At 59.3% G+C, this 19,866-nt stretch carries 20 protein-coding genes; 9 read left to right on the top strand and 11 right to left on the bottom strand.

Annotated elements, in window-relative coordinates:
- Positions 1-3: 3 nt before the first annotated feature.
- Positions 4-837 carry an aldo/keto reductase gene (locus FGA82_RS06545; RefSeq protein ID WP_141126450.1) on the bottom strand — a complete coding sequence of 278 codons (834 nt, stop codon included), beginning with the start codon at positions 835-837 and terminating at the stop codon, positions 4-6.
- Between the two features lie 177 nt (positions 838-1,014).
- Between FGA82_RS06545 and FGA82_RS06540 the strand changes: the two genes are divergently transcribed.
- Together FGA82_RS06540 and FGA82_RS06535 are read left to right on the top strand one after the other, a co-directional pair.
- Positions 1,015-1,791 (top strand): IclR family transcriptional regulator, encoded by a 777-nt coding sequence (locus FGA82_RS06540; RefSeq protein WP_141126449.1) that lies wholly within the window; start codon positions 1,015-1,017, stop codon positions 1,789-1,791.
- A 144-nt stretch (positions 1,792-1,935) separates the two neighbouring features.
- Positions 1,936-2,814, top strand: coding sequence for a DMT family transporter (locus FGA82_RS06535; protein ID WP_038361795.1), 879 nt, complete (start codon positions 1,936-1,938; stop codon positions 2,812-2,814).
- Positions 2,815-2,940: 126 nt separating this feature from the next.
- On the opposite strand, the gene FGA82_RS06530 is transcribed toward FGA82_RS06535, so the two are convergent.
- Positions 2,941-4,278 (bottom strand): MFS transporter, encoded by a 1,338-nt coding sequence (locus FGA82_RS06530; protein WP_141126448.1) that lies wholly within the window; start codon positions 4,276-4,278, stop codon positions 2,941-2,943.
- 361 nt (positions 4,279-4,639) lie between these two features.
- On the opposite strand from FGA82_RS06530, the gene quiC reads away from it, so the two are divergent.
- Together quiC and FGA82_RS06520 are read left to right on the top strand one after the other, a co-directional pair.
- Positions 4,640-6,541: a 3-dehydroshikimate dehydratase QuiC gene (gene quiC / locus FGA82_RS06525; protein ID WP_141126447.1), complete on the top strand. Its 1,902-nt coding sequence runs from the start codon at positions 4,640-4,642 to the stop codon at positions 6,539-6,541.
- A 101-nt stretch (positions 6,542-6,642) separates the two neighbouring features.
- Positions 6,643-7,320: a TetR family transcriptional regulator gene (locus tag FGA82_RS06520; RefSeq protein WP_141126446.1), complete on the top strand. Its 678-nt coding sequence runs from the start codon at positions 6,643-6,645 to the stop codon at positions 7,318-7,320.
- Positions 7,321-7,437: 117 nt separating this feature from the next.
- Here the strand turns inward: FGA82_RS06520 and FGA82_RS06515 are convergent, their stop codons facing one another.
- The 4 genes from FGA82_RS06515 to FGA82_RS06500 all read right to left on the bottom strand — a co-directional run bounded on the left by FGA82_RS06515 (position 7,438) and on the right by FGA82_RS06500 (position 11,394).
- Positions 7,438-8,292 carry a shikimate dehydrogenase gene (locus FGA82_RS06515; RefSeq protein WP_141126445.1) on the bottom strand — a complete coding sequence of 285 codons (855 nt, stop codon included), beginning with the start codon at positions 8,290-8,292 and terminating at the stop codon, positions 7,438-7,440.
- A gap of 5 nt (positions 8,293-8,297) precedes the next feature.
- Positions 8,298-8,738: a type II 3-dehydroquinate dehydratase gene (gene aroQ, locus FGA82_RS06510; RefSeq protein ID WP_141126444.1), complete on the bottom strand. Its 441-nt coding sequence runs from the start codon at positions 8,736-8,738 to the stop codon at positions 8,298-8,300.
- A gap of 284 nt (positions 8,739-9,022) precedes the next feature.
- Positions 9,023-10,102, bottom strand: coding sequence for a tRNA (uridine(54)-C5)-methyltransferase TrmA (trmA, locus tag FGA82_RS06505; RefSeq protein ID WP_141126443.1), 1,080 nt, complete (start codon positions 10,100-10,102; stop codon positions 9,023-9,025).
- Positions 10,099-11,394 carry an NCS2 family permease gene (locus FGA82_RS06500; RefSeq protein WP_008084602.1) on the bottom strand — a complete coding sequence of 432 codons (1,296 nt, stop codon included), beginning with the start codon at positions 11,392-11,394 and terminating at the stop codon, positions 10,099-10,101. Before FGA82_RS06500 ends, trmA begins: the two co-directional genes overlap by 4 nt.
- A 222-nt stretch (positions 11,395-11,616) precedes the next feature.
- On the opposite strand from FGA82_RS06500, the gene FGA82_RS06495 reads away from it, so the two are divergent.
- Both FGA82_RS06495 and FGA82_RS06490 read left to right on the top strand, forming a co-directional pair.
- The gene (locus FGA82_RS06495; RefSeq protein WP_141126442.1) at positions 11,617-12,066 is read left to right on the top strand and encodes a DUF4879 domain-containing protein; all 450 of its coding nucleotides are present in this window, start codon (positions 11,617-11,619) and stop codon (positions 12,064-12,066) included.
- A 66-nt stretch (positions 12,067-12,132) separates the two neighbouring features.
- On the top strand, positions 12,133-12,678 hold the full coding sequence (locus FGA82_RS06490; protein ID WP_141126441.1) for a DJ-1 family glyoxalase III: 546 nt from the start codon (positions 12,133-12,135) through the stop codon (positions 12,676-12,678).
- A 12-nt stretch (positions 12,679-12,690) separates the two neighbouring features.
- Here the strand turns inward: FGA82_RS06490 and FGA82_RS06485 are convergent, their stop codons facing one another.
- The 3 genes from FGA82_RS06485 to FGA82_RS06475 all read right to left on the bottom strand — a co-directional run bounded on the left by FGA82_RS06485 (position 12,691) and on the right by FGA82_RS06475 (position 14,588).
- Entirely contained in the window at positions 12,691-12,978 is a 288-nt protein-coding gene (locus FGA82_RS06485) for a HigA family addiction module antitoxin (protein ID WP_095048728.1), read from the bottom strand.
- Positions 12,936-13,265, bottom strand: coding sequence for a type II toxin-antitoxin system RelE/ParE family toxin (locus FGA82_RS06480; RefSeq protein ID WP_141126440.1), 330 nt, complete (start codon positions 13,263-13,265; stop codon positions 12,936-12,938). Before FGA82_RS06480 ends, FGA82_RS06485 begins: the two co-directional genes overlap by 43 nt.
- Positions 13,266-13,349: 84 nt before the next feature.
- Positions 13,350-14,588 carry an MFS transporter gene (locus FGA82_RS06475; protein ID WP_141126439.1) on the bottom strand — a complete coding sequence of 413 codons (1,239 nt, stop codon included), beginning with the start codon at positions 14,586-14,588 and terminating at the stop codon, positions 13,350-13,352.
- 459 nt (positions 14,589-15,047) lie between these two features.
- Here FGA82_RS06475 and FGA82_RS06470 point away from each other — a divergent pair, with 459 nt between their 5' ends.
- The 3 genes from FGA82_RS06470 (at position 15,048) to FGA82_RS06460 (ending at position 17,739) form a co-directional block, all read left to right on the top strand.
- Positions 15,048-16,490, top strand: a complete 1,443-nt coding sequence (locus FGA82_RS06470; protein ID WP_141126438.1) for a cytochrome ubiquinol oxidase subunit I — start codon at positions 15,048-15,050, stop codon at positions 16,488-16,490.
- A 3-nt stretch (positions 16,491-16,493) separates the two neighbouring features.
- Complete coding sequence (cydB, locus tag FGA82_RS06465) at positions 16,494-17,501, top strand: cytochrome d ubiquinol oxidase subunit II (RefSeq protein ID WP_141126437.1); 1,008 nt, start codon at positions 16,494-16,496, stop codon at positions 17,499-17,501.
- Between the two features lie 70 nt (positions 17,502-17,571).
- The gene (locus FGA82_RS06460; protein WP_016773090.1) at positions 17,572-17,739 is read left to right on the top strand and encodes a DUF2474 domain-containing protein; all 168 of its coding nucleotides are present in this window, start codon (positions 17,572-17,574) and stop codon (positions 17,737-17,739) included.
- A gap of 73 nt (positions 17,740-17,812) precedes the next feature.
- Here FGA82_RS06460 and FGA82_RS06455 read toward each other — a convergent pair whose 3' ends face one another.
- On the bottom strand, positions 17,813-18,937 hold the full coding sequence (locus FGA82_RS06455) for a methyltransferase (protein WP_141126436.1): 1,125 nt from the start codon (positions 18,935-18,937) through the stop codon (positions 17,813-17,815).
- A 178-nt stretch (positions 18,938-19,115) separates the two neighbouring features.
- On the bottom strand, positions 19,116-19,829 hold the full coding sequence (locus tag FGA82_RS32070) for an autoinducer binding domain-containing protein (protein ID WP_171057250.1): 714 nt from the start codon (positions 19,827-19,829) through the stop codon (positions 19,116-19,118).
- Between the last annotated feature and the right edge of the window lie 37 nt (positions 19,830-19,866).

The following is a 19,866-nucleotide window of genomic DNA, read 5'->3' as shown; positions in this document are numbered from 1 at the left end:
CGGTTAGCGATCAAATGAGTCCCACACTGGCGCGAAGTCCGGGCTGACCTGACGTTCGCGCTTGGACAGCGCGGCAATCAAAGCACGGTCCTCATCGTCCAGTTCGACCTTCAGTGACGCCAGGTTGGCCAGTTGATTGGTCTTGCTGCTGGCCTTGGGAATTGCCGCGACATTGTCCTGATCCAGCAACCACTTCAGTGCGACCTGAGTCGGCAGCACGTCGTGTTTTTCGGCGATCTTCTGAATCTGCGCAACCTCCGAGACCTTGTTGCGCGCCAGCGGCGTGTAGGCCGTCAGCGCCAGATCGTGTTGACGGGCGTAGTCGAGCAGGGCGTTTTGTCCGAGCAGGACGTGGTACTCGACCTGAATGGCTGACAGAGGAATGCCGTATTCCTCGACGACTTTGCGCAGCAGCGGCAGCGGAAAATTCGCCACACCGATGTTGCGAGCCAGACCTTGCTCCTTGAACGACGCCAGGGTTTCGAGGGTGCGCGGCAAGTCCCAGTCAGTGGTCGGCCAATGAATCATGAACAGGTCGACGTACTCGCTGCGCAACGCCTTGAGGCTGCGATCCAGCGAGTGACGCATGGCATCCGGTTGCAACTGGTCCCACCAGACTTTGGTGGTGACGTGGATCTGCTCACGGGGTGTCGGCGTATTCGCCATTGCCTGTCCGACTGCGTCTTCATTGTTGTAGGCCGCTGCCGTGTCGATGTGCCGGTAACCCAGTTCCAGCGCTTGCTCCACGGCGCGGGTGCATTCGTCGCCGAGCATCGGCCAGGTGCCGAGGCCGAGTTTCGGCAGATTCAGTCCTTGGTTGTTGACGATGTGTTGCATGGTCAGCGCCTCCTGCATTGTTGGGGTTTCAGAATGGGATTCCGAAAACTAAACAACGCCTGCCAGTGGGGGCAACTCGTCAGCCGAGAAAACGGGCGATTATCGGGCGGTCGGTTCCAGATTTCGCAATCTCCAATATGTATTTTAGAATCGGCAAAATTTCACAGGGATCGCACCATGGCCGGCAGTCAGATCGAACGGGTTTTCAGCGTGCTGGAAAACCTTACCCACGAGCCGCGCGGACTGCCGCTGCAAACCCTCGCGGAACAAATAGACATTCCGAAAAGTGCGACCCATCGCTTGCTCGCCGAACTGTCCCGGCTGGGCTATGTCCGGCAGAACCGGGAAACCCTGCGTTATCACTTGTCGACCAAATTGGTGGCGATGGGTTTTCGTTACCTGTCGAGCAGCGGCGCCGACATCGTGCAGCCGGTGCTTGATCGACTGGCGCAGAAAACCGGCGAACTGGTGCGGCTGGGCGTCACCGACGGCGAGCGCCAGACCTGGATCGCCAAGTCACAGGGTGCGCGCAGCGGATTGCGTTACGACCCGGACATGGGCCGCGATGCGCCGCTGTTCTACACCGCGTCCGGCCATGCGTGGCTGGCGAGCATGAGTGATGCCGAAGCCTTGTCGCTGGTGGAACGCCAGGCTGCCGAAATGCCGGTGGGTATCGGGCCGAATGCACCGCGAACCAACATTGAATTGCTCGAGCATCTGCGCGTGGCGCGTGAACAGGGTTATGCCTGTGTCGAAGAAAGCTCGGCAGTGGGTACGTCGGCGATTGCCGCTGTGGTGCGGCACCCGGCGGATGACCGAGTGATCGGGGTGTTGAGCATTGCCGGACCGAGCGCGCGGATGCCGGGGGCGAGGTTGCATGAACTGGCGCCGCTGTTGTTGAAGTTTAGCGAGGAGTTGTCGGCGGCGAGCCTGGCGTCGGAGCTGTTCGTATAGCCGCGCAACCGAAGACGGGGCGGGTTGTCTGTAAAGCTGTGCGTTGATCGCACAGAATTTGGCTTGAAGGGTGTGAGAATTTGGAACCGGGTTCTAAATTATCGCTGGAGGCTCTTTCCTCATTTTGATTTCTAGAGATAGCCAATGACCGTCAGCACCCCGCTCTCCGGTGTCAACCAACCCTTCAAGGGGATTTTGCTGATTGTCGTGGCAACCTTCCTGTTCTCCAGCCACGACGCGTTGTCGAAATACCTGTCCGGTTTCTATCCGATCGTGATGGTGGTCTGGGCGCGTTATCTGGTGCACACACTGCTGATGGCGGGGATTTTTCTGCCGCAATCCGGGTTGCGCGTCCTGCGCACCAAGAAGCCTTTATGGCAGTTGACCCGAGCACTTTGCCTACTCGGTACGAGCCTGTTTTTCACCACGGCGCTGCTTTACATCCCGCTGGCAGAAGCCACGGCGGTCAACTTTCTTGCGCCGGTATTGGTGACCGCATTGTCGGTGCCGCTGCTCAAGGAGCGAGTGACACGCGGCCAATGGATCGCGGTTATTTGCGGCTTTATCGGTGTGCTGATCATCGTCCATCCCGGCGGTGAGTTGTTCACCCCTGCAGTGTTACTGCCATTCTGCTCGGCTTTGTTTTTCTGCTTCTATCAATTGCTGACCCGCAAGCTCGCCGAAGTGGACAGCCCGACCACCAGCAACTTTTTCGCCGGGTTGTGCAACACGCTGGTGATGAGTGCGCTGGTGCCGTTCTTCTGGCAGGTGCCGACCTTGACCCATGCCGGGCTGATGCTGGCGCTGGGTAGCTGCGGGATGACTGCGCATCTGTTTCTGACCCAGGCGTTCCGCCATGCCGCCCCGGCGCTGCTGGCCCCGTTCGGTTATTGCCAGATTGTGTTCGCGGGGTTGTTGGGTTGGTTGCTGTTCAATCACACGCCGAGTCTGTTGACGGTGATCGGCATTGCGGTGATCTGTTGCAGCGGACTGGCGGCAGCGTGGCAGCAGAGCCGCCGTTGAAGAGACCGCAAACCCCCGTGTAGGAGCTGACGAGTGAAACGAGGCTGCGATCTTTTGATCTTCAACATCAAGATCAAAAGATCGCAGCGTGCCGCAGCTCCTACAAGGGAGCCGGGTGTAGGCAGGTTATTCGGTGATGGTAGGGATTTTGCGCGGTGCCATGAAGTACATCCACGTCAGCGCAAGGAAATACATCGCCGGAATCAGGGTGAACAACACGGTGTAGTTGTTGTTGGTCACGGTGAGGATATGGCCGACGATCTGGGTCATGAACATCCCGCCGATCGCTGCGCACATGCCGCCGAAACCGAACACCGTGCTCATCATGTGCTTGGGCGTGTAGTCCATCACCAGGCTCCAGATGTTCGCGGTCCAGGCCTGATGCGCGCCGATCGCCAGAGAAATCGCAGCCACCGCCACCCACAGATTGGCAGAGCCAGCGGCCATGACCACGCCGATGATGCAGCAGGCAAACAGGAACATCGACAGCAGCCGCGCCTTGATCGAGTTCATGCCGCGACCGATCAGGAACGAAGACAAGATGCCGCCGCCGACGCTACCGAAGTCAGCCGTGACGTAAATGATGATCAGCGGAATACCCATCTGGGTGACGTTGATGCCCAGGTTGTATTGCTGATTCAGAAACGGCGGCAGCCAGTACAGGTAGAACCAGAACACCGGTGCGGTCAGCGAGTAGGCGAGGGCGAAGGCCCAGGTGCCGCGCATACGGAGGATTTTCGAGAACGGCACGCGGGCCTGTTCCGGTTCCACTTCTTTCTGGATATAGTCCAGTTCGGACTGTTTAACGCTCGGGTGATCTTCCGGGTTGAAGTACTTCAAACCCCAGAACAGCAACCAGATTCCGCCCAGTGCCGACATGCACAGGAACGCCGCTTGCCAGCCCCAGACATGCAGGACCAGTGGCAGCAGCATCGGCGTGAACATCGCGCCGACGTTGGTGCCGGCGTTGAAGATGCCGGTGGCAACCGCACGTTCACCGGCCGGGAACCACAGGCGCGTGGTTTTCACGCAGGCCGGGTAGTTTGCCGCTTCAGTCAGACCGAGGATGAACCGGCAGACCATGAAACCAACGGCCGAAGTCGCCAGACCGTGGGCACCGGTGGCCAGGCTCCAGAGCAGCACGGCGCAGAAGAACACGCGTTTGACGCCGACCCGGTCGATCAAGCGACCTTGCAAGACGAAACCGATCGCGTAGCCGACCTGAAACCAGAAGTTGATGTTGGCGTAATCCATCGCCGTCCAGCTCATTTCCTTGGCGAGGATCGGCTGCATGACGCCGAGGGCGGCGCGGTCGATGTAGTTCAGGGTGGTGGCGAAAAACACCAGCGCCAGCATGCCCCAACGGGTCTTGCCGACGGCCATGGCGCCGCGGATCTTGTCGCCGATGCCACCCGTGGCAGTGCTCATGGCCGGGGCCATGCGGGAAGTCTGTGAAGGAATCATGTGTTCCACCCGTTTTTGGATTTGTTATTTGGTGTGCTTTTTACTTTGCACGCTGCGACCGGTGGTTCAGATCCGGACTCAATGTGCAGTCGATGTTGGGCAGTGGACGAAAAATCGTCAATTCGCCAAACCGCCATTGTGTTCGATAATCGCACGCAAAACTAACCGGGTAGTACACTTTAAATTGCTGCCACGTTCGATGCAGCCAATAATTTCCCTACTATAAAAAACCAATCCCATGTAGGAGCTGCCGCAGGCTGCGATCTTTTGATTTTGCTGTTTTGGTAATCAAGATCAAACGATCGCAGCCTTCGTCAGCTCCTACAGTAAAGATAAAGCGGCGCAGTCCGGGAGTTGAAACATGCAGCGTTCCATTGCCACCGTTTCCTTGAGCGGCACCCTGCCGGAAAAGCTCGAAGCCATTGCCGCCGCCGGGTTCGACGGGGTGGAGATTTTCGAAAACGACCTCCTGTACTACGACGGCAGTCCGCGGGAAATTAAACAGATGTGCGCCGACCTCGGCATCGCCATCACCCTGTTTCAGCCGTTCCGCGATTTCGAAGGCTGCCGCCGCGATCGCCTGGCGCGCAATCTGGAGCGCGCCGAACGCAAGTTCGATCTGATGCAGGAACTGGGTACCGATCTGGTGCTGGTCTGCAGTAATGCCTCGGCCGACAGCGTCGGCGATCAACAAATTCTAGTCGATGATCTGCGGCTGCTGGCCGAGCACGCCGGCGCGCGCGGTTTGCGCATTGGTTACGAAGCGCTGGCGTGGGGCCGTCACGTCAACACTTATCAACAGGTCTGGGACATCGTGCGTCAAGCCGATCATCCAAGCCTCGGCGTATTGCTAGACAGTTTTCACACCTTGTCGCTGAAGGGCGATCCTCGTGCCATTGCCGACATTCCCGGCGACAAAATCTTCTTCGTGCAAATGGCCGACGCGCCGATTCTGGCCATGGATGTGCTGGAGTGGAGCCGACATTTCCGCTGTTTCCCGGGGCAAGGCGAATTCGATCTGCCGGGCTTCCTCGCGCCGATCATCCAAAGTGGTTATACCGGGCCACTGTCGCTGGAAATCTTCAACGATGGCTTCCGCGCCGCGCCGCCGCGGGCCAATGCTGCGGATGGTCTGCGCTCGCTGCTGTATCTGGAAGAGAAGACCCGCCAGCGCCTGGAGCAGGAGGCCCAGCCTGTGGCCAACCGCGAAATTCTCTTCGAAACGCCGAAGGCCAGCGAGTACAACGGCATCGAGTTTCTTGAGTTTGCCGTTGATGAAAGTCTGGGCGCCAAGCTGTCGAACTGGTTGGAGCGCCTCGGGTTCGTCAAGGCCGGGCAGCACCGCTCCAAGAGCGTCAGTCTCCTGCGCCAGGGCGATATCAATCTGATCCTCAACTCCGAACCGTATTCGTTTGCCCACAGCTTTTTCGAGGCTCACGGCCCTTCGCTGTGTGCCACCGCCGTGCGGGTCAAGGACAGCGCCAGTGCGCTAGCCCGCGCCGTCGCTTACAAAGGTCAGCCCTATCGTGGACTGGTCGGCCCCAACGAGCTGGAACTGGCGGCAGTGCGCGCACCGGACGGCAGCCTGATCTATCTGGTGGATGAACAAGCCGATGTCTACGGCACCGATTTCAACCTGCTGGCAGAAGCGCCGGCCCGTGGCGGTCTCAAGCGTATCGATCATATGGCCATGGCGCTGCCGGCCGACAGCCTCGACAGTTGGGTGCTGTTCTATAAGAGCCTGCTGGATTTCGAGGCCGACGATGAAGTGGTGCTGCCCGATCCGTATGGGCTGGTGAAAAGCCGCGCACTGCGCAGCCGCGACAGCTCGATCCGTTTGCCGCTGAACATTTCCGAGAACCGCAACACCGCCATCTCCCACGCGCTGTCGAGTTACCGCGGTTCGGGTGTGCATCACATCGCCTTCGATTGTGATGACATCTTCGCCGAAGTCAGTCGCGCCAAAGAGGCCGGCGTGCCATTGCTGGATATCCCGCTAAACTATTACGACGACCTCGCCGCGCGCTTCGATTTCGATGACGAATTCCTTAGCGAACTGGCGTATTACAACGTTCTGTACGACCGTGACGCGCAGGGCGGTGAGCTGTTCCACGTCTACACCGAACCGTTCGAAGGGCGCTTCTTCTTCGAGATCATCCAGCGCAAGAACGGCTATGCCGGGTATGGCGCGGCGAACGTCGCGGTGCGTCTGGCGGCGATGGCCAAATCACGCAGTGGCGCCGTGCGCCAGGCGAAGTTGTAGGAAATTCGTAAACGCGGGATTAAACACAGGTCCCGCAGCTTCCTTCACTGTGCTGCGCGGCCCATAATCGCCGCCTGTGCAGTGATGGCCGTGAGCCCGCAATGACGATGAATACAGAACTTTCCGCAGCTCCTGAAGTTTCCGCTGTAGAGCCGCGCAAGAGTCGCAAGAACAACCCGGAAAAGACCCGCGAGAACATCTTGCAGGAGGCGATCGTCGAGTTCGTCCAGCAAGGCTTGTCCGGTGCCCGCGTCGACGCGATCGCCGAGCGCATCCACACCTCCAAACGCATGATCTATTACTACTTCGGCAGTAAGGAGCAGTTGTACGTCGAGGTGCTGGAGAAGCTTTACGGCGATATCCGCAGCACCGAAAACCGTCTGCATCTGGCCGAGCTGGCGCCGGTTGAGGCGATCCGGCGATTGGTCGAGTTCACTTTCGATCACCACGACCGCAACGTCGATTTCGTGCGCATCGTCAGCATCGAAAATATCCACAACGCTGAATACGTGAAGCGTTCCGATGCGATCAAGACGATGAACAACACCATTCTTGATTCGCTCGGCGAGATTCTGCGTCGGGGTGCTGAAGAGGGTGTTTTCCGTGCGGGGCTGGATGCGCTGGATGTGCATCTGCTGATCAGTTCGTTCTGCTTCTATCGCGTATCGAACCGGCACACATTTGGCGAGATTTTCCAGATTGACCTGCCGGATGAAAACATCAAACAGCGTCATCGCGAGATGATCTGCGAATCGGTGCTGCGCTACCTGCAAGCCTGACACCGACCTTTGTGGGAGCGAGCTTGCTCGCGAAAGCGTCTGGTCAGTTATACCTCTACTGACTGATATACCGCTTTCGCGAGCAAACTCGCTCCCACAGGGGGATAAGGTTGATCTTCAACCGTTCATACTTTGAAAATGCGCGAGCATTCGCTGCGCATCCGGCACCACGCTGCTGAACAACTCAAACGCCTTCACCGCCTGAAACACTGCCATGTTGCCGCCATCCAGCGTCCGGCAACCGAGCGCGCGAGCATTGCGCAGCAGTTCGGTTTCCAGCGGGAAGTACACAATCTCCGCCACCCACAATTCCTTGCGCAGCAGCTCGACCGGCACCGGCATGCCCGGCAGTTTGGCCATGCCCATCGGCGTGGTGTTTACCAGACCGTCAGCCTGATTCAGCGAGCTCGGCAGATCATGCCCGGCGATCGCACGAGCAACGCCGAAATGCTCATTGAGATTGTTCGCCAGGCTCTCGGCGCGCTCACGGTTGACGTCGAAAATACTCAGCTGTTGTACGCCTTCGCTCAACATGGCGTGGGCCACTGCTGCACCCGCGCCGCCGGCACCCATCTGGACTACGCGCTCACGGGCAGCGTCCTTCAGCCCCCGGCGAAAACCCTCAGCGAAACCGAGACAGTCGGTGTTATGGCCAACACGCTTGCCGTCCTTCAGCACCACCGTGTTCACCGCGCCGATGCCTTTGGCTTCCGGCGACAGTTCATCGAGCAGCGGGATGATCGCCTGCTTGCACGGGAAAGTGATGTTCAGCCCGGTGTAGTTCATCCGCTCGGCCGCCAGCAGCAGGTCGGGCAGGGCGGTGATGTCCATTTTCAACTGGTCGAGATCGATCAATCGATAGAGGTAGCGCAGGCCTTGGGCATCACCTTCGTGCTCATGCAGCGCTGGCGTGCGCGAGGCCTGAATGCCGGCGCCGATCAGCCCGGCGAGTATTACGTTAGAGCGAGACATGCGAGTTACCCCTTCAGCCGCTGGCTGAAATGTTCCAGTGCCAATCGATAGCCATGGCTGCCAAAGCCGCACATCACTGCGGTGGCAATGGCCGAGACGAACGAGTGATGACGAAACGGTTCGCGGGCGTGGACGTTGGACAGGTGCACTTCGATCACCGGCAGTTCGCTGGCCACCAGCGCATCGCGAATCGCTACCGACGTATGCGTCCACGCGGCCGGATTGATCACGATCCCGGCGCAACGGCCACGGGCAGCGTGAATCCAGTCGAGCAGTTCGCCTTCGTGATTGGTCTGGCGAAACTCCACAGCCAGGCCGAGTTCTTCAGCCGCGCGACCGCACAAAGCCGAGATGTCCGCCAGGGTTTCGTGACCGTAAGTCGCCGGCTCGCGAGTGCCGAGCAGGTTCAGGTTCGGGCCGTTGAGCACCAGAACGATAGGGGGCATGAGGGGTAACTCCACTTATTGTTTTTGGCTTTGGCCAGAGGTTTCGGCCTGTGGAGATAAAATGTACTAGATGGTTACCATGGTCAATTGAAGTGCTTGAGCCCAGGATTTTTGTGTTCGTTAATCGCACAGATCAAAAGATCGCAGCCTGCGGCAGCTCCTGCATAGGAATGCGTTTCCCTGTAGGAGCTGCCGAAGGTTCGGGCCGCGTTCGGACGATCTTTTAGAGCACCCACAAAAAAGCCGTCAATCACGACGGCTTTTTCGTATCTGCTGTCCCGTAATCAACGGCGAGTCAGCAACACACCCGATTCCATGTGATGCGTCCACGGGAACTGGTCAAACAACGCGCACTGGGTGATGCGGTGCGTGTCGTGCAACTGGGCGATGTTCGCCGCCAGGGTTTCCGGGTTGCAGGAGATGTACAGGATGTTGTCGAAACGCCGGGTCAGCTCGCAGGTGTCCGGGTCCATGCCGGCGCGCGGCGGGTCGACGAAGACGCTGCCGAACTCGTAGCTCTTCAGGTCGATGCCCTGCAGGCGGCGGAACGGACGCACTTCGTTGAGCGCTTCGGTCAGCTCTTCGGCAGACAAACGCACCAGCGTGACGTTATCCACAGCGTTTTCGCTGAGGTTGCTTAGGGCGGCGTTGACCGAGGTCTTGCTGATTTCGGTGGCCAGCACTTTGCGCACGCGGGTCGCGAGTGGCAGGGTGAAGTTACCGTTGCCGCAGTACAGCTCCAGCAAGTCGTCAGTGCGATCGCCCAGCGCTTCGTACGCCCAGTTCAGCATCTTCTGGTTCACGGTGCCGTTAGGCTGGGTGAACGCGCCTTCCGGTTGGCGATAGCTGAAGGTGCGACCGCCGACTTCGAGTTTCTCGACCACGTAATCGAGGCCAAGCACTTCGCGTTTGCCCTTCGAGCGACCGATGATGCTGACGCCGAGATCCGCCGCCAGTTTCGTCGCCGCTGCATGCCAGTGTTCGTCCAGCGGACGGTGGTAGCACAGGGTGATCATCGCATCGCCGGACAGCGTGGTCAGAAATTCAACCTGAAACAACTTGTGGCTCAATGCCGAACTGGCCTGCCACGCCGCTTTCAACTGCGGCATCAACTGATTGATACGCAGGCTGGCGATCGGGAACTCTTCGATGAGGATCGGCGTGCGCTTGTCGTCTTGAGCGAACATCGCGTAATGCCGATCACCGCCCTCGCGCCACAGGCGGAACTCAGCGCGCAGACGGAAGTTCTGCAGCGGCGAGTCGAACACCGTCGGCTCGGGGGCATCGAACGGCGCCAGCAGATCACGCAAGCGCGTGACCTTGGCTTCAAGTTGCTCGGCGTAAGCCTGGGAATCGAAAGTCATGCGTTGAACCAACCCAACTTGATCACGAACAGGATCGACAGAATCACCAGCGCCGGATTCAGCTCACGAGCGCGGCCCGACAGCAGCTTGATCACCGTCCAGGAAATGAAACCGAAGGCGATGCCGTTGGCGATCGAGTAAGTGAACGGCATGGCCAGCGCGGTCACCACGACCGGCGCGGCGACGGTGATGTCGTCCCAGTCTATTTCTGCCAGACCGGAAGTCATCAATACGGCGACGAACAGCAGTGCCGGTGCGGTGGCGAAGGCCGGAACGCTGGCTGCAAGTGGCGAGAAGAACAGTGCCAGCAGGAACAGAATTGCCACAACGACGGCAGTCAGACCGGTGCGGCCGCCAGCACTCACACCAGCGGCGGATTCGATGTAACTGGTGGTGGTTGACGTACCCAGCAACGAACCGGCCATGGCCGCGGTGCTGTCGGCGATCAGCGCACGACCCATTTTCGGCATGTGGCCGTCCTTGCCCATCAGGCCGGCGCGTTTGGCGACGCCGATCAGGGTACCGGAGTTGTCGAACAGGTCGACGAACAGGAAGGCGAAAATCACGCTGACCAGACCGATGTCCAGTGCGCCTTTGATGTCCAGTTGCATGAAGGTCGGCGCCAGCGAGGGTGGCATCGAGGTCACGCCGTTGAACGGCGTGAAGCCCATCACGATGGAAACGATGGTCACCGCCAGAATGCCGATCAGTACCGCACCGCGCACTTTCAGCGCTTCAAGGGCAACGATCAGGGCAAAGCCGAGGGTGGCGAGGATCGGTGCGGGGGCTTTCAAATCACCGAGGCCGACCATGGTCGCCGGGTTGCTGACCACGATGCCAGCGTTGTGCAGGGCGATCAGTGCCAGGAACAGGCCGATACCGGCTGCAATCGCCGAGCGCAGCGGCAGCGGAATGCTGTTGATGATCCATTCACGGATACGGAAGATCGACAACAGGAAGAAGCACACGGCCGAGATGAATACGGCGCCCAGTGCGACTTGCCAGGTGTGACCCATGTGCAAGACCACGGTGTAGGTGAAGAAGGCGTTCAGGCCCATGCCCGGAGCGAGGGCAATCGGGTAGTTGGCGATCAGGCCCATGATCGTCGAACCGATCGCGGCGGCCAGGCAGGTGGCGACAAACACCGCACCTTTGTCCATGCCGGTCTCGCCGAGAATGCTCGGGTTGACGAACAGAATGTAGGCCATGGCCAAGAAAGTCGTTATGCCCGCAAGAATCTCGGTGCGCACGTTGGTGTTGTGTGCCTTGAGTTGAAACAGCCTTTCCAGCATGTCTGCTCCCCGTGGCGCGCGTGGCGCCGTGAATGTATCGACCTCAACAGCAAAGCACAGACCGTCGCAAGCGCCTGAAAAATTGTGGTGGGCCGGAAAAAGCCGCGCATCATACCAGCAGCGTGAGGAATATGGCGGTTGTTGGTGTCGAACGTCGGCGAAGTTTTGCGTTGATGCCAACTGCGCCATACTGCGCGCTGATTTTTTCGGGGCGGGAAGCGCATGAGCAAGTGCTGGATGAAGGTTTTGGGTTTGATTGCCGTACTGATGGCCGGGATGTCGACAGCGTGGGCGGCATCGGCGCCACCGTTGACGCAAGTGAAAGTCATCAAGGTGCAATCGCCAGCCTGTGGTCTTGAAGATATCGCCGATGGCCAGACGCAGACGCAGTGCAATCACAGCGGACCGAACATCAAGGTCTACGTGCTCGAAGTCGGCTACGGCAAGAGCCAGCCTCAGGTCGCACTGGACGGTTTTGAAGTGAACGGCACACGTGCCCCGGTGTGTGCCTTTGATAACGGCAACCTGACCGAGTGCACTCCCGGCAACAAAACCGTCGGTTCTCTTTATACCTTTGATCTGGCGGGTAAGCAGGAAGGTACTTTCACCTTCAGCAACACCTCGATCAACGCGCCACGCAACACGATGTCGACCCAGCTTTACATCAAGTAACGGCTGCTGCAGCGCGATCCGGGTGAAGCTGACTACGCTTGAAGTATCACCCAGCGGATAGCGCCCATGACCTTTAGAGCCCTGATTACCCTCGCCGAGGGCATCGATGATCTGCAAAGCGTGACTCTGATCGACGTGCTGCGCCGCGCCGGTATCGAAGTGGTGGCCGCCAGTATTGAAGGGCGACGCATGCTCACCTGCGCCCGTGGCACACGCCTGACCGCCGACGGCATGCTGGTCGATGTGCTGGCGCAAACCTTCGACCTGATCGTCCTGCCCGGCGGGACTGTTGGTTCACAACACCTGGCCGCGCACCAACCTCTACAACAGTTGCTCAAGGACCAGGCCAGCGCCGGACGCCTGTTCGCCGCCATCGCCGAATCCCCGGCCGTCGCCCTGCAATCCTTCGGCGTGCTGCGCCAGAGGCGCATGACCTGCCTGCCCAGCGCCAGTCATCAACTCTCGGGTTGTACGTTTGTTGATCAACCGGTGGTAGTCGACGGCAACTGCGTCACCGCGCAAGGCTCCAGCGCTGCGCTGGAGTTTGCCTTGACGCTGGTCGAGCAACTCGGCGGCAAGGCGTTGCGGGCGAAAGTGGCGGGGGAGTTGTAGTGGCTGGAGGTGTCAGGCGTGGACAGCGATCAGTTCGATAACCGGTTGCTCCCGATGCTCTGCTTGCCACAGATCGTAGTCGGTTTGTACGCCTAGCCACACACGCGCCTTGCCAATGCCGGCACGCTCAAGACGCACGGCCAGATCCGGGCTGATTGGCGCATGTCCGTGTAATACACGTGAAAGATGCGGGCGTGCGAAGCCCAAGTGTCGGGCCAATTCGGTCACGCTGATGCCAAGCTCGGGCAAAACATCCATCAGCAGTGTTTCACCGGGGTGTGGCGGGTTGTGCATGGGCATGAATCTGCCTCTTGGTAGTCCAGATAGTCGACCAGTTCGATGTCCGAACCGACAAAACGAAAGATCACTCGCCAGTTGCCTGAAACGCTCAGCGACCAGTATTCCGTCAGTTCACCTTTCAATCGATGCAGGCGCCAGCCCGGAAGGTCCAGATCTGCGGGAAGCGTAGCGCGATCCATGAACTGCAGCATGCGCGACAGCCGTTTTGCGTGGTCGGCACGAATCCCGCGAGTCGAACCTGTTTCATAGAAGCCTCGAAGGCCTTTGTGCTGAAAGGATTTGATCATGGGCTCGAGTGTAAGGCGATACATTACACTCGGTGCGGTAACTATGTACCGCACATTTTCAGTTTTCTTGTGCTTTGGAGGTTGTCAGACCTTCACTTCTTCCACCGGCACATGCATCCGGTCCCGGTTCGCCAGCGTCGGAAACAACTTGATCCACGTCCCCGTGACCACCAGCGTGCCGATCCCGCCCATCACCACCGCCGGCACGGTGCCGAACCAGTGGGCGGTGACACCGGATTCGAATTCGCCCAACTGGTTCGAGGCACCGATGAACAGCCCGTTCACCGCGCTGACCCGGCCGCGCATTTCGTCCGGGGTTTCCAACTGCACGAAAGACGCGCGGATGACCATGCTGATCATGTCCGCCGCGCCGAGCACCACCAGCACCGCCAGCGAAAACCAGAATGAGGTCGACAGGCCGAAGGCAATGGTCGCGACGCCAAACACCCCGACCGCGGTGAACATCACCCGGCCAACATTGCGCTCCACGGCAAACCGCGCGAGAAACAGCGACATCCCCAATGCGCCGACCGCCGGTGCCGAACGCAGCAGGCCGAGGCCCCAAGGCCCGGTCAGCAGGATGTCCTTGGCGAATACCGGCAGCAACGCGGTGGCGCCGCCGAGCAGTACCGCAAACAGATCCAGCGAAATCGCCCCGAGAATGTCCGGGCGACTGCGAATGAAGCGAATCCCCGCCAGCAACGAGTCCAGCGTGGCTTTGCCTTTGTTCAACGGCGTTTGCCGCGCGGGCAGGTTGAGCATCAGCGTGCAGGCAATCACATAGAGCAGCACTGTCGGGCCATAAACCCAGACACTGCCGAACGCATAGAGCAAACCACCGAGGGCCGGGGCGACGATGGTCGCCGACTGCTGCGCCGACTGCGCCGCCGCTACTGCTCGTGGGAACAGCGCGCTGGGCACGATGCTCGGCAGCAACGCCTGCGTGGTCGGCATCTCGAACGAGCGCGCCGCGCCGAGCAGGAAGGCGAGGATGAAGATCATCTCGCGGGTCACGTGATCGGTGGCGCTGCCGATGGCCAGTGCCAGCGCGATCAGCGCCTGCAACGACTGACAGATTGCGGCGACTCTACGCCGGTCATAACGGTCGGCGACGTGTCCCGTGTGCAGCATGAACAGCACGCGCGGGGCGAATTCGACCAGCCCGACCAGGCCCAGATCGAGGACGTTGCCGGTCAGTTGGTAGAGGTTCCAGCCGATCGCCACGGTGAGCATCTGGAAACCGCTGGCGGTAAAGATCCGCGCGAACCAGAAAGCGAGAAACGGGCGGTGATGACGTAACAGCAGGGGCTCTTGGCTGGGCATCTGAAGGCAGGTCTGGCTCGAGGGGAATGCCGAGGTTATCACCAGCCTGTAACAGGAAGTTGCTATGACAAAAAATTTAGTTAGCCAGACATCGATTTTTTAGCGGTGCAGATGAATTCTGCTGTTCGGGGATTTGTGTCGCCTTCGCGATCTGTACTGTTTTCCCCACTGCCAGCGCTCCGGGGATTTGTTGCAGGGCATTGCCACGGTTATGAGGCAACTTGTCACGCGGCAAACGACCACGCAGTTCATCGGCAAAAATGGGACTACTCTTTCAACGTTGCTTGATCCAGATCAAGACCCAAAAGGAATTGATCCGGTGGCCAGTTGGCCAGACTCCCTGCGTTGCGATGGTTGTTTAAAAAGAACGAATCAGAATTCGCCGCACTCCATATCCGTGGGGGCAGTGGGTGCAGGCCTCCGGGTCCGCAGCCGGTATTACCTGACAGAGGAAGCCATATGTTCGGTTTAGAGGCACTAGATCTCGCCCGAATTCAGTTCGCGTTCACCATCTCGTTCCACATCCTGTTCCCGGCCATCACCATCGGTCTGGCGAGTTACCTCGCGGTACTCGAAGGCTTGTGGCTGAAAACCCGTAACGACACCTACCGTGACCTCTACCATTTCTGGTCGAAGATCTTTGCCGTCAACTTCGGCATGGGCGTGGTCTCGGGGCTGGTCATGGCCTACCAGTTCGGCACCAACTGGAGCCGCTTCTCGGACTTCGCCGGCGCCGTCACCGGGCCGTTGCTGACCTATGAAGTGCTCACGGCATTCTTCCTGGAAGCCGGTTTCCTTGGGGTGATGCTGTTCGGCTGGAACAAGGTCGGGCGCGGGCTGCACTTCTTTTCCACTGTCATGGTGGCGATCGGTACGCTGATTTCGACCTTTTGGATTCTCGCCTCCAACAGCTGGATGCAGACCCCGCAGGGCTTCGAGATCGTCAACGGTCAGGTGATTCCGACCGATTGGCTGGCGATCATCTTCAACCCTTCGTTCCCGTATCGCCTGATGCACATGGCCACGGCTGCGTTCGTCGCCACGGCATTCTTCGTCGGCTCCTCGGCGGCCTGGCATTTGCTGCGCGGCAAGGACAACCCGGCGATCCGCACCATGCTGTCGATGGCCATGTGGATGGCGCTGATTGTTGCGCCGATCCAGGCGGTCATCGGCGACTTCCATGGTCTCAATACACTCAAGCACCAGCCGGCAAAAATCGCTGCGATCGAAGGTCACTGGGAAAACCACGGTGACGAAGCGACGCCGCTGATCCTGTTCGGCTGGCCGGACATGAAAGAAGAGAGAACCAAGTTCGCCGTGGAGATTCCGTACCTCGGCAGCCTGATCCTCACTCACTCGCTGGACAAACAGGTGCCGGCACTCAAGGAGTTCCCACCGCAAGACCGGCCGAATTCGACCATTGTGTTCTGGTCGTTCCGCGTCATGGTCGGCCTCGGTTTCCTGATGATCTTCACCGGTCTTTGGAGCCTGTGGTTGCGTAAACGCGACACGCTCTACACCTCGCGGCCGTTCCTTTATCTGGCGCTGTGGATGGGGCCGTCCGGTCTGATCGCGATTCTCGCCGGCTGGTTCACCACGGAAATCGGTCGTCAGCCGTGGGTGGTCTACGGGCTGATGCGCACCGCGGATGCCTCCTCCAACCACAGCTTCATGCAGATGAGCATCACCCTGATCATGTTTGTGGTGGTGTATTTCGCGCTGTTCGGCGCAGGTCTCGGCTACATGATGCGTCTTGTGCGCAAAGGGCCGAAGATCAGCGAAGGCGCCGAAACGCCGGACGGTGGGCCAGGCAAACAGCGCACGCCGGCGCGTCCGTTGTCCGCTGCCGACGATTCGACCGATGCCGATCACGACACCCCCAGCCTGACCAAGGAGATTTGAGCCATGGGTATTGATCTTCCGCTGATCTGGGCCGTGATCATCATCTTCGGCATCATGATGTACGTGGTCATGGACGGCTTCGACCTGGGCATCGGGATTCTCTTCCCGTTCATCCCCGGCAAAGTCGACCGTGACGTAATGATGAACACTGTCGCGCCGGTCTGGGACGGCAACGAAACCTGGCTGGTACTGGGCGGCGCGGCGTTGTTCGGCGCATTCCCGCTGGCTTATTCGGTGGTGTTGTCGGCCTTGTACCTGCCGCTGATCTTCATGCTGATCGGTTTGATCTTCCGCGGTGTGGCCTTCGAGTTCCGCTTCAAGGCCAAGGACGACAAGCGGCATCTGTGGGACAAGGCGTTTATCGGTGGCTCGGTGGCGGCGACGTTCTTCCAGGGCGTGGCGTTGGGGGCGTTCATCGACGGTTTGCCGGTGGTCAATCGGCAGTTCGCTGGCGGTTCACTGGACTGGCTTACGCCGTTCACGCTGTTCTGCGGCGCCGCGCTGGTGGTGGCGTATGCCTTGCTCGGCTGCACCTGGCTGATCATGAAAACCGAAGGCAAGTTGCAAGAGCAGATGCACAATCTGGCCCGCCCTCTGGCGTTCGTGCTGCTGGCGGTGATGGGTGTCGTCAGCCTGTGGACGCCGCTGGCTCACCCGGAAATTGCCTCGCGCTGGTTCAGCATGCCAAACCTGTTCTGGTTCATGCCGGTGCCGATTCTGGTGCTGGTGACGATGTACGGCCTGATCCGCGCGGTGGCGCGTAACGCCAACTACATGCCGTTCCTGCTGACGCTGGTGCTGATCTTCCTGGGTTACAGCGGTCTGGGCATCAGCCTGTGGCCGAATATCGTGCCGCCGTCGATCTCGATCTGGGACGCCGCCGCACCGCCGCAAAGTCAGGGCTTTATGCTGGTTGGCACGCTGTTCATCATCCCGTTCATTCTGGGTTACACCTTCTGGAGCTACTACGTGTTCCGCGGCAAGGTCACCCACGAAGACGGCTATCACTAAACCTGTGGGAGCGGGTTTGCCCGCGATGGCGTCGGTAGCGGCGCCATCGATCTGACTGAGGATCGCAACAATGACCGGCAAACATTCCCTGCACGACATTGAAGAAGCCGAAAAAAAACCGCTGTGGCAGCGGCTCGGCTGGTTGGCCTTGATCTGGGTCGGCAGTGTTGGCGTGCTGTTTATCGCCGCCAGCCTGATGCGCATGTTCATGAATGCGGCAGGCCTGACCACGCACTGAATCATCCCCGTTCCGGCGCCTTCGGGTACGGCTTTGCAACCCTCCTCACGGAGGGTTTTTTTTGCCTGAAGGTTTACTTGCGCGCTTTGAGAATGACGAACTTCGGCGTCGCGGCCACTTGCTCGACGCCGCGGAACAGCCGCGCCAGTTTGCTGTGGTAACCCAGATGACGGTTGCCGACGATGTACAGCGCGCCACCCACCACCAATGCTTCGCGCGCCTGCTGGAACATGCGCCAGGCGAGGAAGTCGCCAACCACCTGCTGTTGATGGAACGGCGGATTGCACAGCACCACGTCCAGTGATTGCGGTTCCTGTCCGGCCAGACCGTCGCCAGCCCGCACGATCACCTCGCGATTGCCCAGTGCTGCGCGCCAGTTCTCGCTAGCCGACTGCACTGCCATGAACGATTCGTCGACCATTGTGTAATGCGCATCGGGATTTTGCAGGGCACTCGCGATGGCCAGCACGCCATTGCCACAGCCCAGATCGGCGACTCGGGCACTGCCAAGGTTTTTCGGCAGATGCGGAAGGAAGGCGCGCGTGCCGATGTCCAGGCCTTCGCGGCAAAACACATTGGCATGGTTGAGCAACTCGATCGCCGGCTCGTCGAGCCGATACCGCGAAGGGTAGGGCGACACAGCCGGGGCTTTTGCTTCCGGCGTGGCGATCAACAGCCGCGCCTTTTTCACCGCCAGCGAGGCTTGTACCGGGCCGATGTAGCGTTCAAGCAGATCACCGGCGGCGCGTGGCAGGTGTTTGACCATGGCCGCTGCGATCACTTCGGCACCGGGCGCGAGCTGCCCTTGCAAGCGGATCAATTGTTCTTCCAGTAACGCGAGGGTTTTCGGCACGCGGATCAGCACCCGGTCGAACGGTCCGACCAATGGCTCGCTGGCCGGGATACCGCGAATGGCATCGAACGCCTGGCCATTGCGCAGCAGGTTTTTCTCCAGCCCCTGAAAACCCAGGAAGGAGTCGCCGCTGCTGCTGACCTCGACCTTGCCGAGCAGGCTGGCAGCCAAAGCACCGAAGCTGTCGTTGAGCACCAATACGCGCGTGTCGGCCGTCGGTTGCTGCGCCGCCAGATGGTTGAGCAGGTATTCGTCGGCGGCATCGAAGGCTTGCAGCGGTTCGTTCTGCTGTTCTGGCTGGCGGATCAGATCAAGTTGGGCGAAGGGCGTATCAAGCAAAGGCATGGGGCGGGGACTCAGGGTAATCAACGGGGTGTTCCGCAGCTCTGACATTGTGCAGCGGAACCGGCCGAGTGAAATGCAACGCTTAACGTTCGCGTCATCACTCAGGAGGGTCTCGAATGGTACGGTTTTTTCTTCTTCATTACCCGCAAGTTTTCTATGGGGAGCAAGGCTGGATCGACTAGATGATCCCGGCTCTGGCGGCCGCGATGACAGCGGAAATCTTGTTGCAGACGTTGAGCTTCTCGATGACGTTCTGCACGTGATAGTTCACGGTGCGCTCGCTCAGGCTGAGGATTTTCGAGATTTCATAAGCGGTCTTGCCAACCGCAGACAGTTGCAGAACCTGCAGTTCTCGTGGCGAAAGGTGCGGCTGGCGAGGTTTGAGAGACTCTCGCGGCAGCGTCCGGGCAAACAGTTCACTCAAGTGACTGGTGGCGTAGAACATATAACCAAAATGTTCATACAGCTCCAGAGGACTGATCGCACAGTGTTTGCGCGCCAGGCTGATAATGCTGCACAAGCCGCTTTGCTCATGATGGAACGACTGTGACCAGCCATGTTGCAGGCCGTGATGCTGCAATCCTTGCCATAACTGTCGGGTATCTGCGAATACCGACTCGCACCAGATAATTGGCGTCATCGAGTGATTGCAGTGTGCTATCAGTGGGTCAACTTTGCTGTAATTGTTTTTTTCGTATTGAGTATTCCAATCGTCAGGGTAGTTGTTGATTTGCAAGGTTTTAAGAGGCATGTCGCGATGAAGTGAAACAACCGAAATCGCGCAATAATTGAAACCGAGATTTTCAGCGAATTGCAACAAGATCGGATATGCGGTCTCTACTCCTTTGGCAAATGTCAGTCGTTTTAACTGTGACTCCTTCCACGTTTCCATCTTTGAACACTCCAATGACGTTGCGGGGGCGCCGAAT

Source organism: Pseudomonas fluorescens (assembly GCF_005938625.1).
In the GTDB taxonomy this organism is placed as follows: domain Bacteria; phylum Pseudomonadota; class Gammaproteobacteria; order Pseudomonadales; family Pseudomonadaceae; genus Aquipseudomonas; species Aquipseudomonas fluorescens_BD.
The sequence above is the reverse complement of the archived record's forward strand: the minus strand, read 5'-3'. Positions and strand labels throughout refer to the sequence as shown.

What these genes read in the sequence shown, in the direction of transcription:
- cydB (WP_141126437.1), top strand. Translation starts at nt 16,494, where the DNA reads ATGGGTATTGATCTTCCGCTGATCTGGGCCGTGATCATCATCTTCGGC.
- quiC (WP_141126447.1), top strand. Translation starts at nt 4,640, where the DNA reads ATGCAGCGTTCCATTGCCACCGTTTCCTTGAGCGGCACCCTGCCGGAA.
- aroQ (WP_141126444.1), bottom strand. Translation starts at nt 8,738, where the DNA reads ATGCCCCCTATCGTTCTGGTGCTCAACGGCCCGAACCTGAACCTGCTC.
- FGA82_RS06495 (WP_141126442.1), top strand. Translation starts at nt 11,617, where the DNA reads ATGAGCAAGTGCTGGATGAAGGTTTTGGGTTTGATTGCCGTACTGATG.
- FGA82_RS06490 (WP_141126441.1), top strand. Translation starts at nt 12,133, where the DNA reads ATGACCTTTAGAGCCCTGATTACCCTCGCCGAGGGCATCGATGATCTG.
- FGA82_RS06515 (WP_141126445.1), bottom strand. Translation starts at nt 8,292, where the DNA reads ATGTCTCGCTCTAACGTAATACTCGCCGGGCTGATCGGCGCCGGCATT.
- FGA82_RS32070 (WP_171057250.1), bottom strand. Translation starts at nt 19,829, where the DNA reads ATGGAAACGTGGAAGGAGTCACAGTTAAAACGACTGACATTTGCCAAA.
- FGA82_RS06460 (WP_016773090.1), top strand. Translation starts at nt 17,572, where the DNA reads ATGACCGGCAAACATTCCCTGCACGACATTGAAGAAGCCGAAAAAAAA.
- FGA82_RS06470 (WP_141126438.1), top strand. Translation starts at nt 15,048, where the DNA reads ATGTTCGGTTTAGAGGCACTAGATCTCGCCCGAATTCAGTTCGCGTTC.
- FGA82_RS06475 (WP_141126439.1), bottom strand. Translation starts at nt 14,588, where the DNA reads ATGCCCAGCCAAGAGCCCCTGCTGTTACGTCATCACCGCCCGTTTCTC.
- FGA82_RS06455 (WP_141126436.1), bottom strand. Translation starts at nt 18,937, where the DNA reads ATGCCTTTGCTTGATACGCCCTTCGCCCAACTTGATCTGATCCGCCAG.
- trmA (WP_141126443.1), bottom strand. Translation starts at nt 10,102, where the DNA reads ATGACTTTCGATTCCCAGGCTTACGCCGAGCAACTTGAAGCCAAGGTC.
- FGA82_RS06485 (WP_095048728.1), bottom strand. Translation starts at nt 12,978, where the DNA reads ATGCCCATGCACAACCCGCCACACCCCGGTGAAACACTGCTGATGGAT.
- FGA82_RS06520 (WP_141126446.1), top strand. Translation starts at nt 6,643, where the DNA reads ATGACGATGAATACAGAACTTTCCGCAGCTCCTGAAGTTTCCGCTGTA.
- FGA82_RS06530 (WP_141126448.1), bottom strand. Translation starts at nt 4,278, where the DNA reads ATGATTCCTTCACAGACTTCCCGCATGGCCCCGGCCATGAGCACTGCC.
- FGA82_RS06480 (WP_141126440.1), bottom strand. Translation starts at nt 13,265, where the DNA reads ATGATCAAATCCTTTCAGCACAAAGGCCTTCGAGGCTTCTATGAAACA.
- FGA82_RS06540 (WP_141126449.1), top strand. Translation starts at nt 1,015, where the DNA reads ATGGCCGGCAGTCAGATCGAACGGGTTTTCAGCGTGCTGGAAAACCTT.
- FGA82_RS06535 (WP_038361795.1), top strand. Translation starts at nt 1,936, where the DNA reads ATGACCGTCAGCACCCCGCTCTCCGGTGTCAACCAACCCTTCAAGGGG.
- FGA82_RS06500 (WP_008084602.1), bottom strand. Translation starts at nt 11,394, where the DNA reads ATGCTGGAAAGGCTGTTTCAACTCAAGGCACACAACACCAACGTGCGC.
- FGA82_RS06545 (WP_141126450.1), bottom strand. Translation starts at nt 837, where the DNA reads ATGCAACACATCGTCAACAACCAAGGACTGAATCTGCCGAAACTCGGC.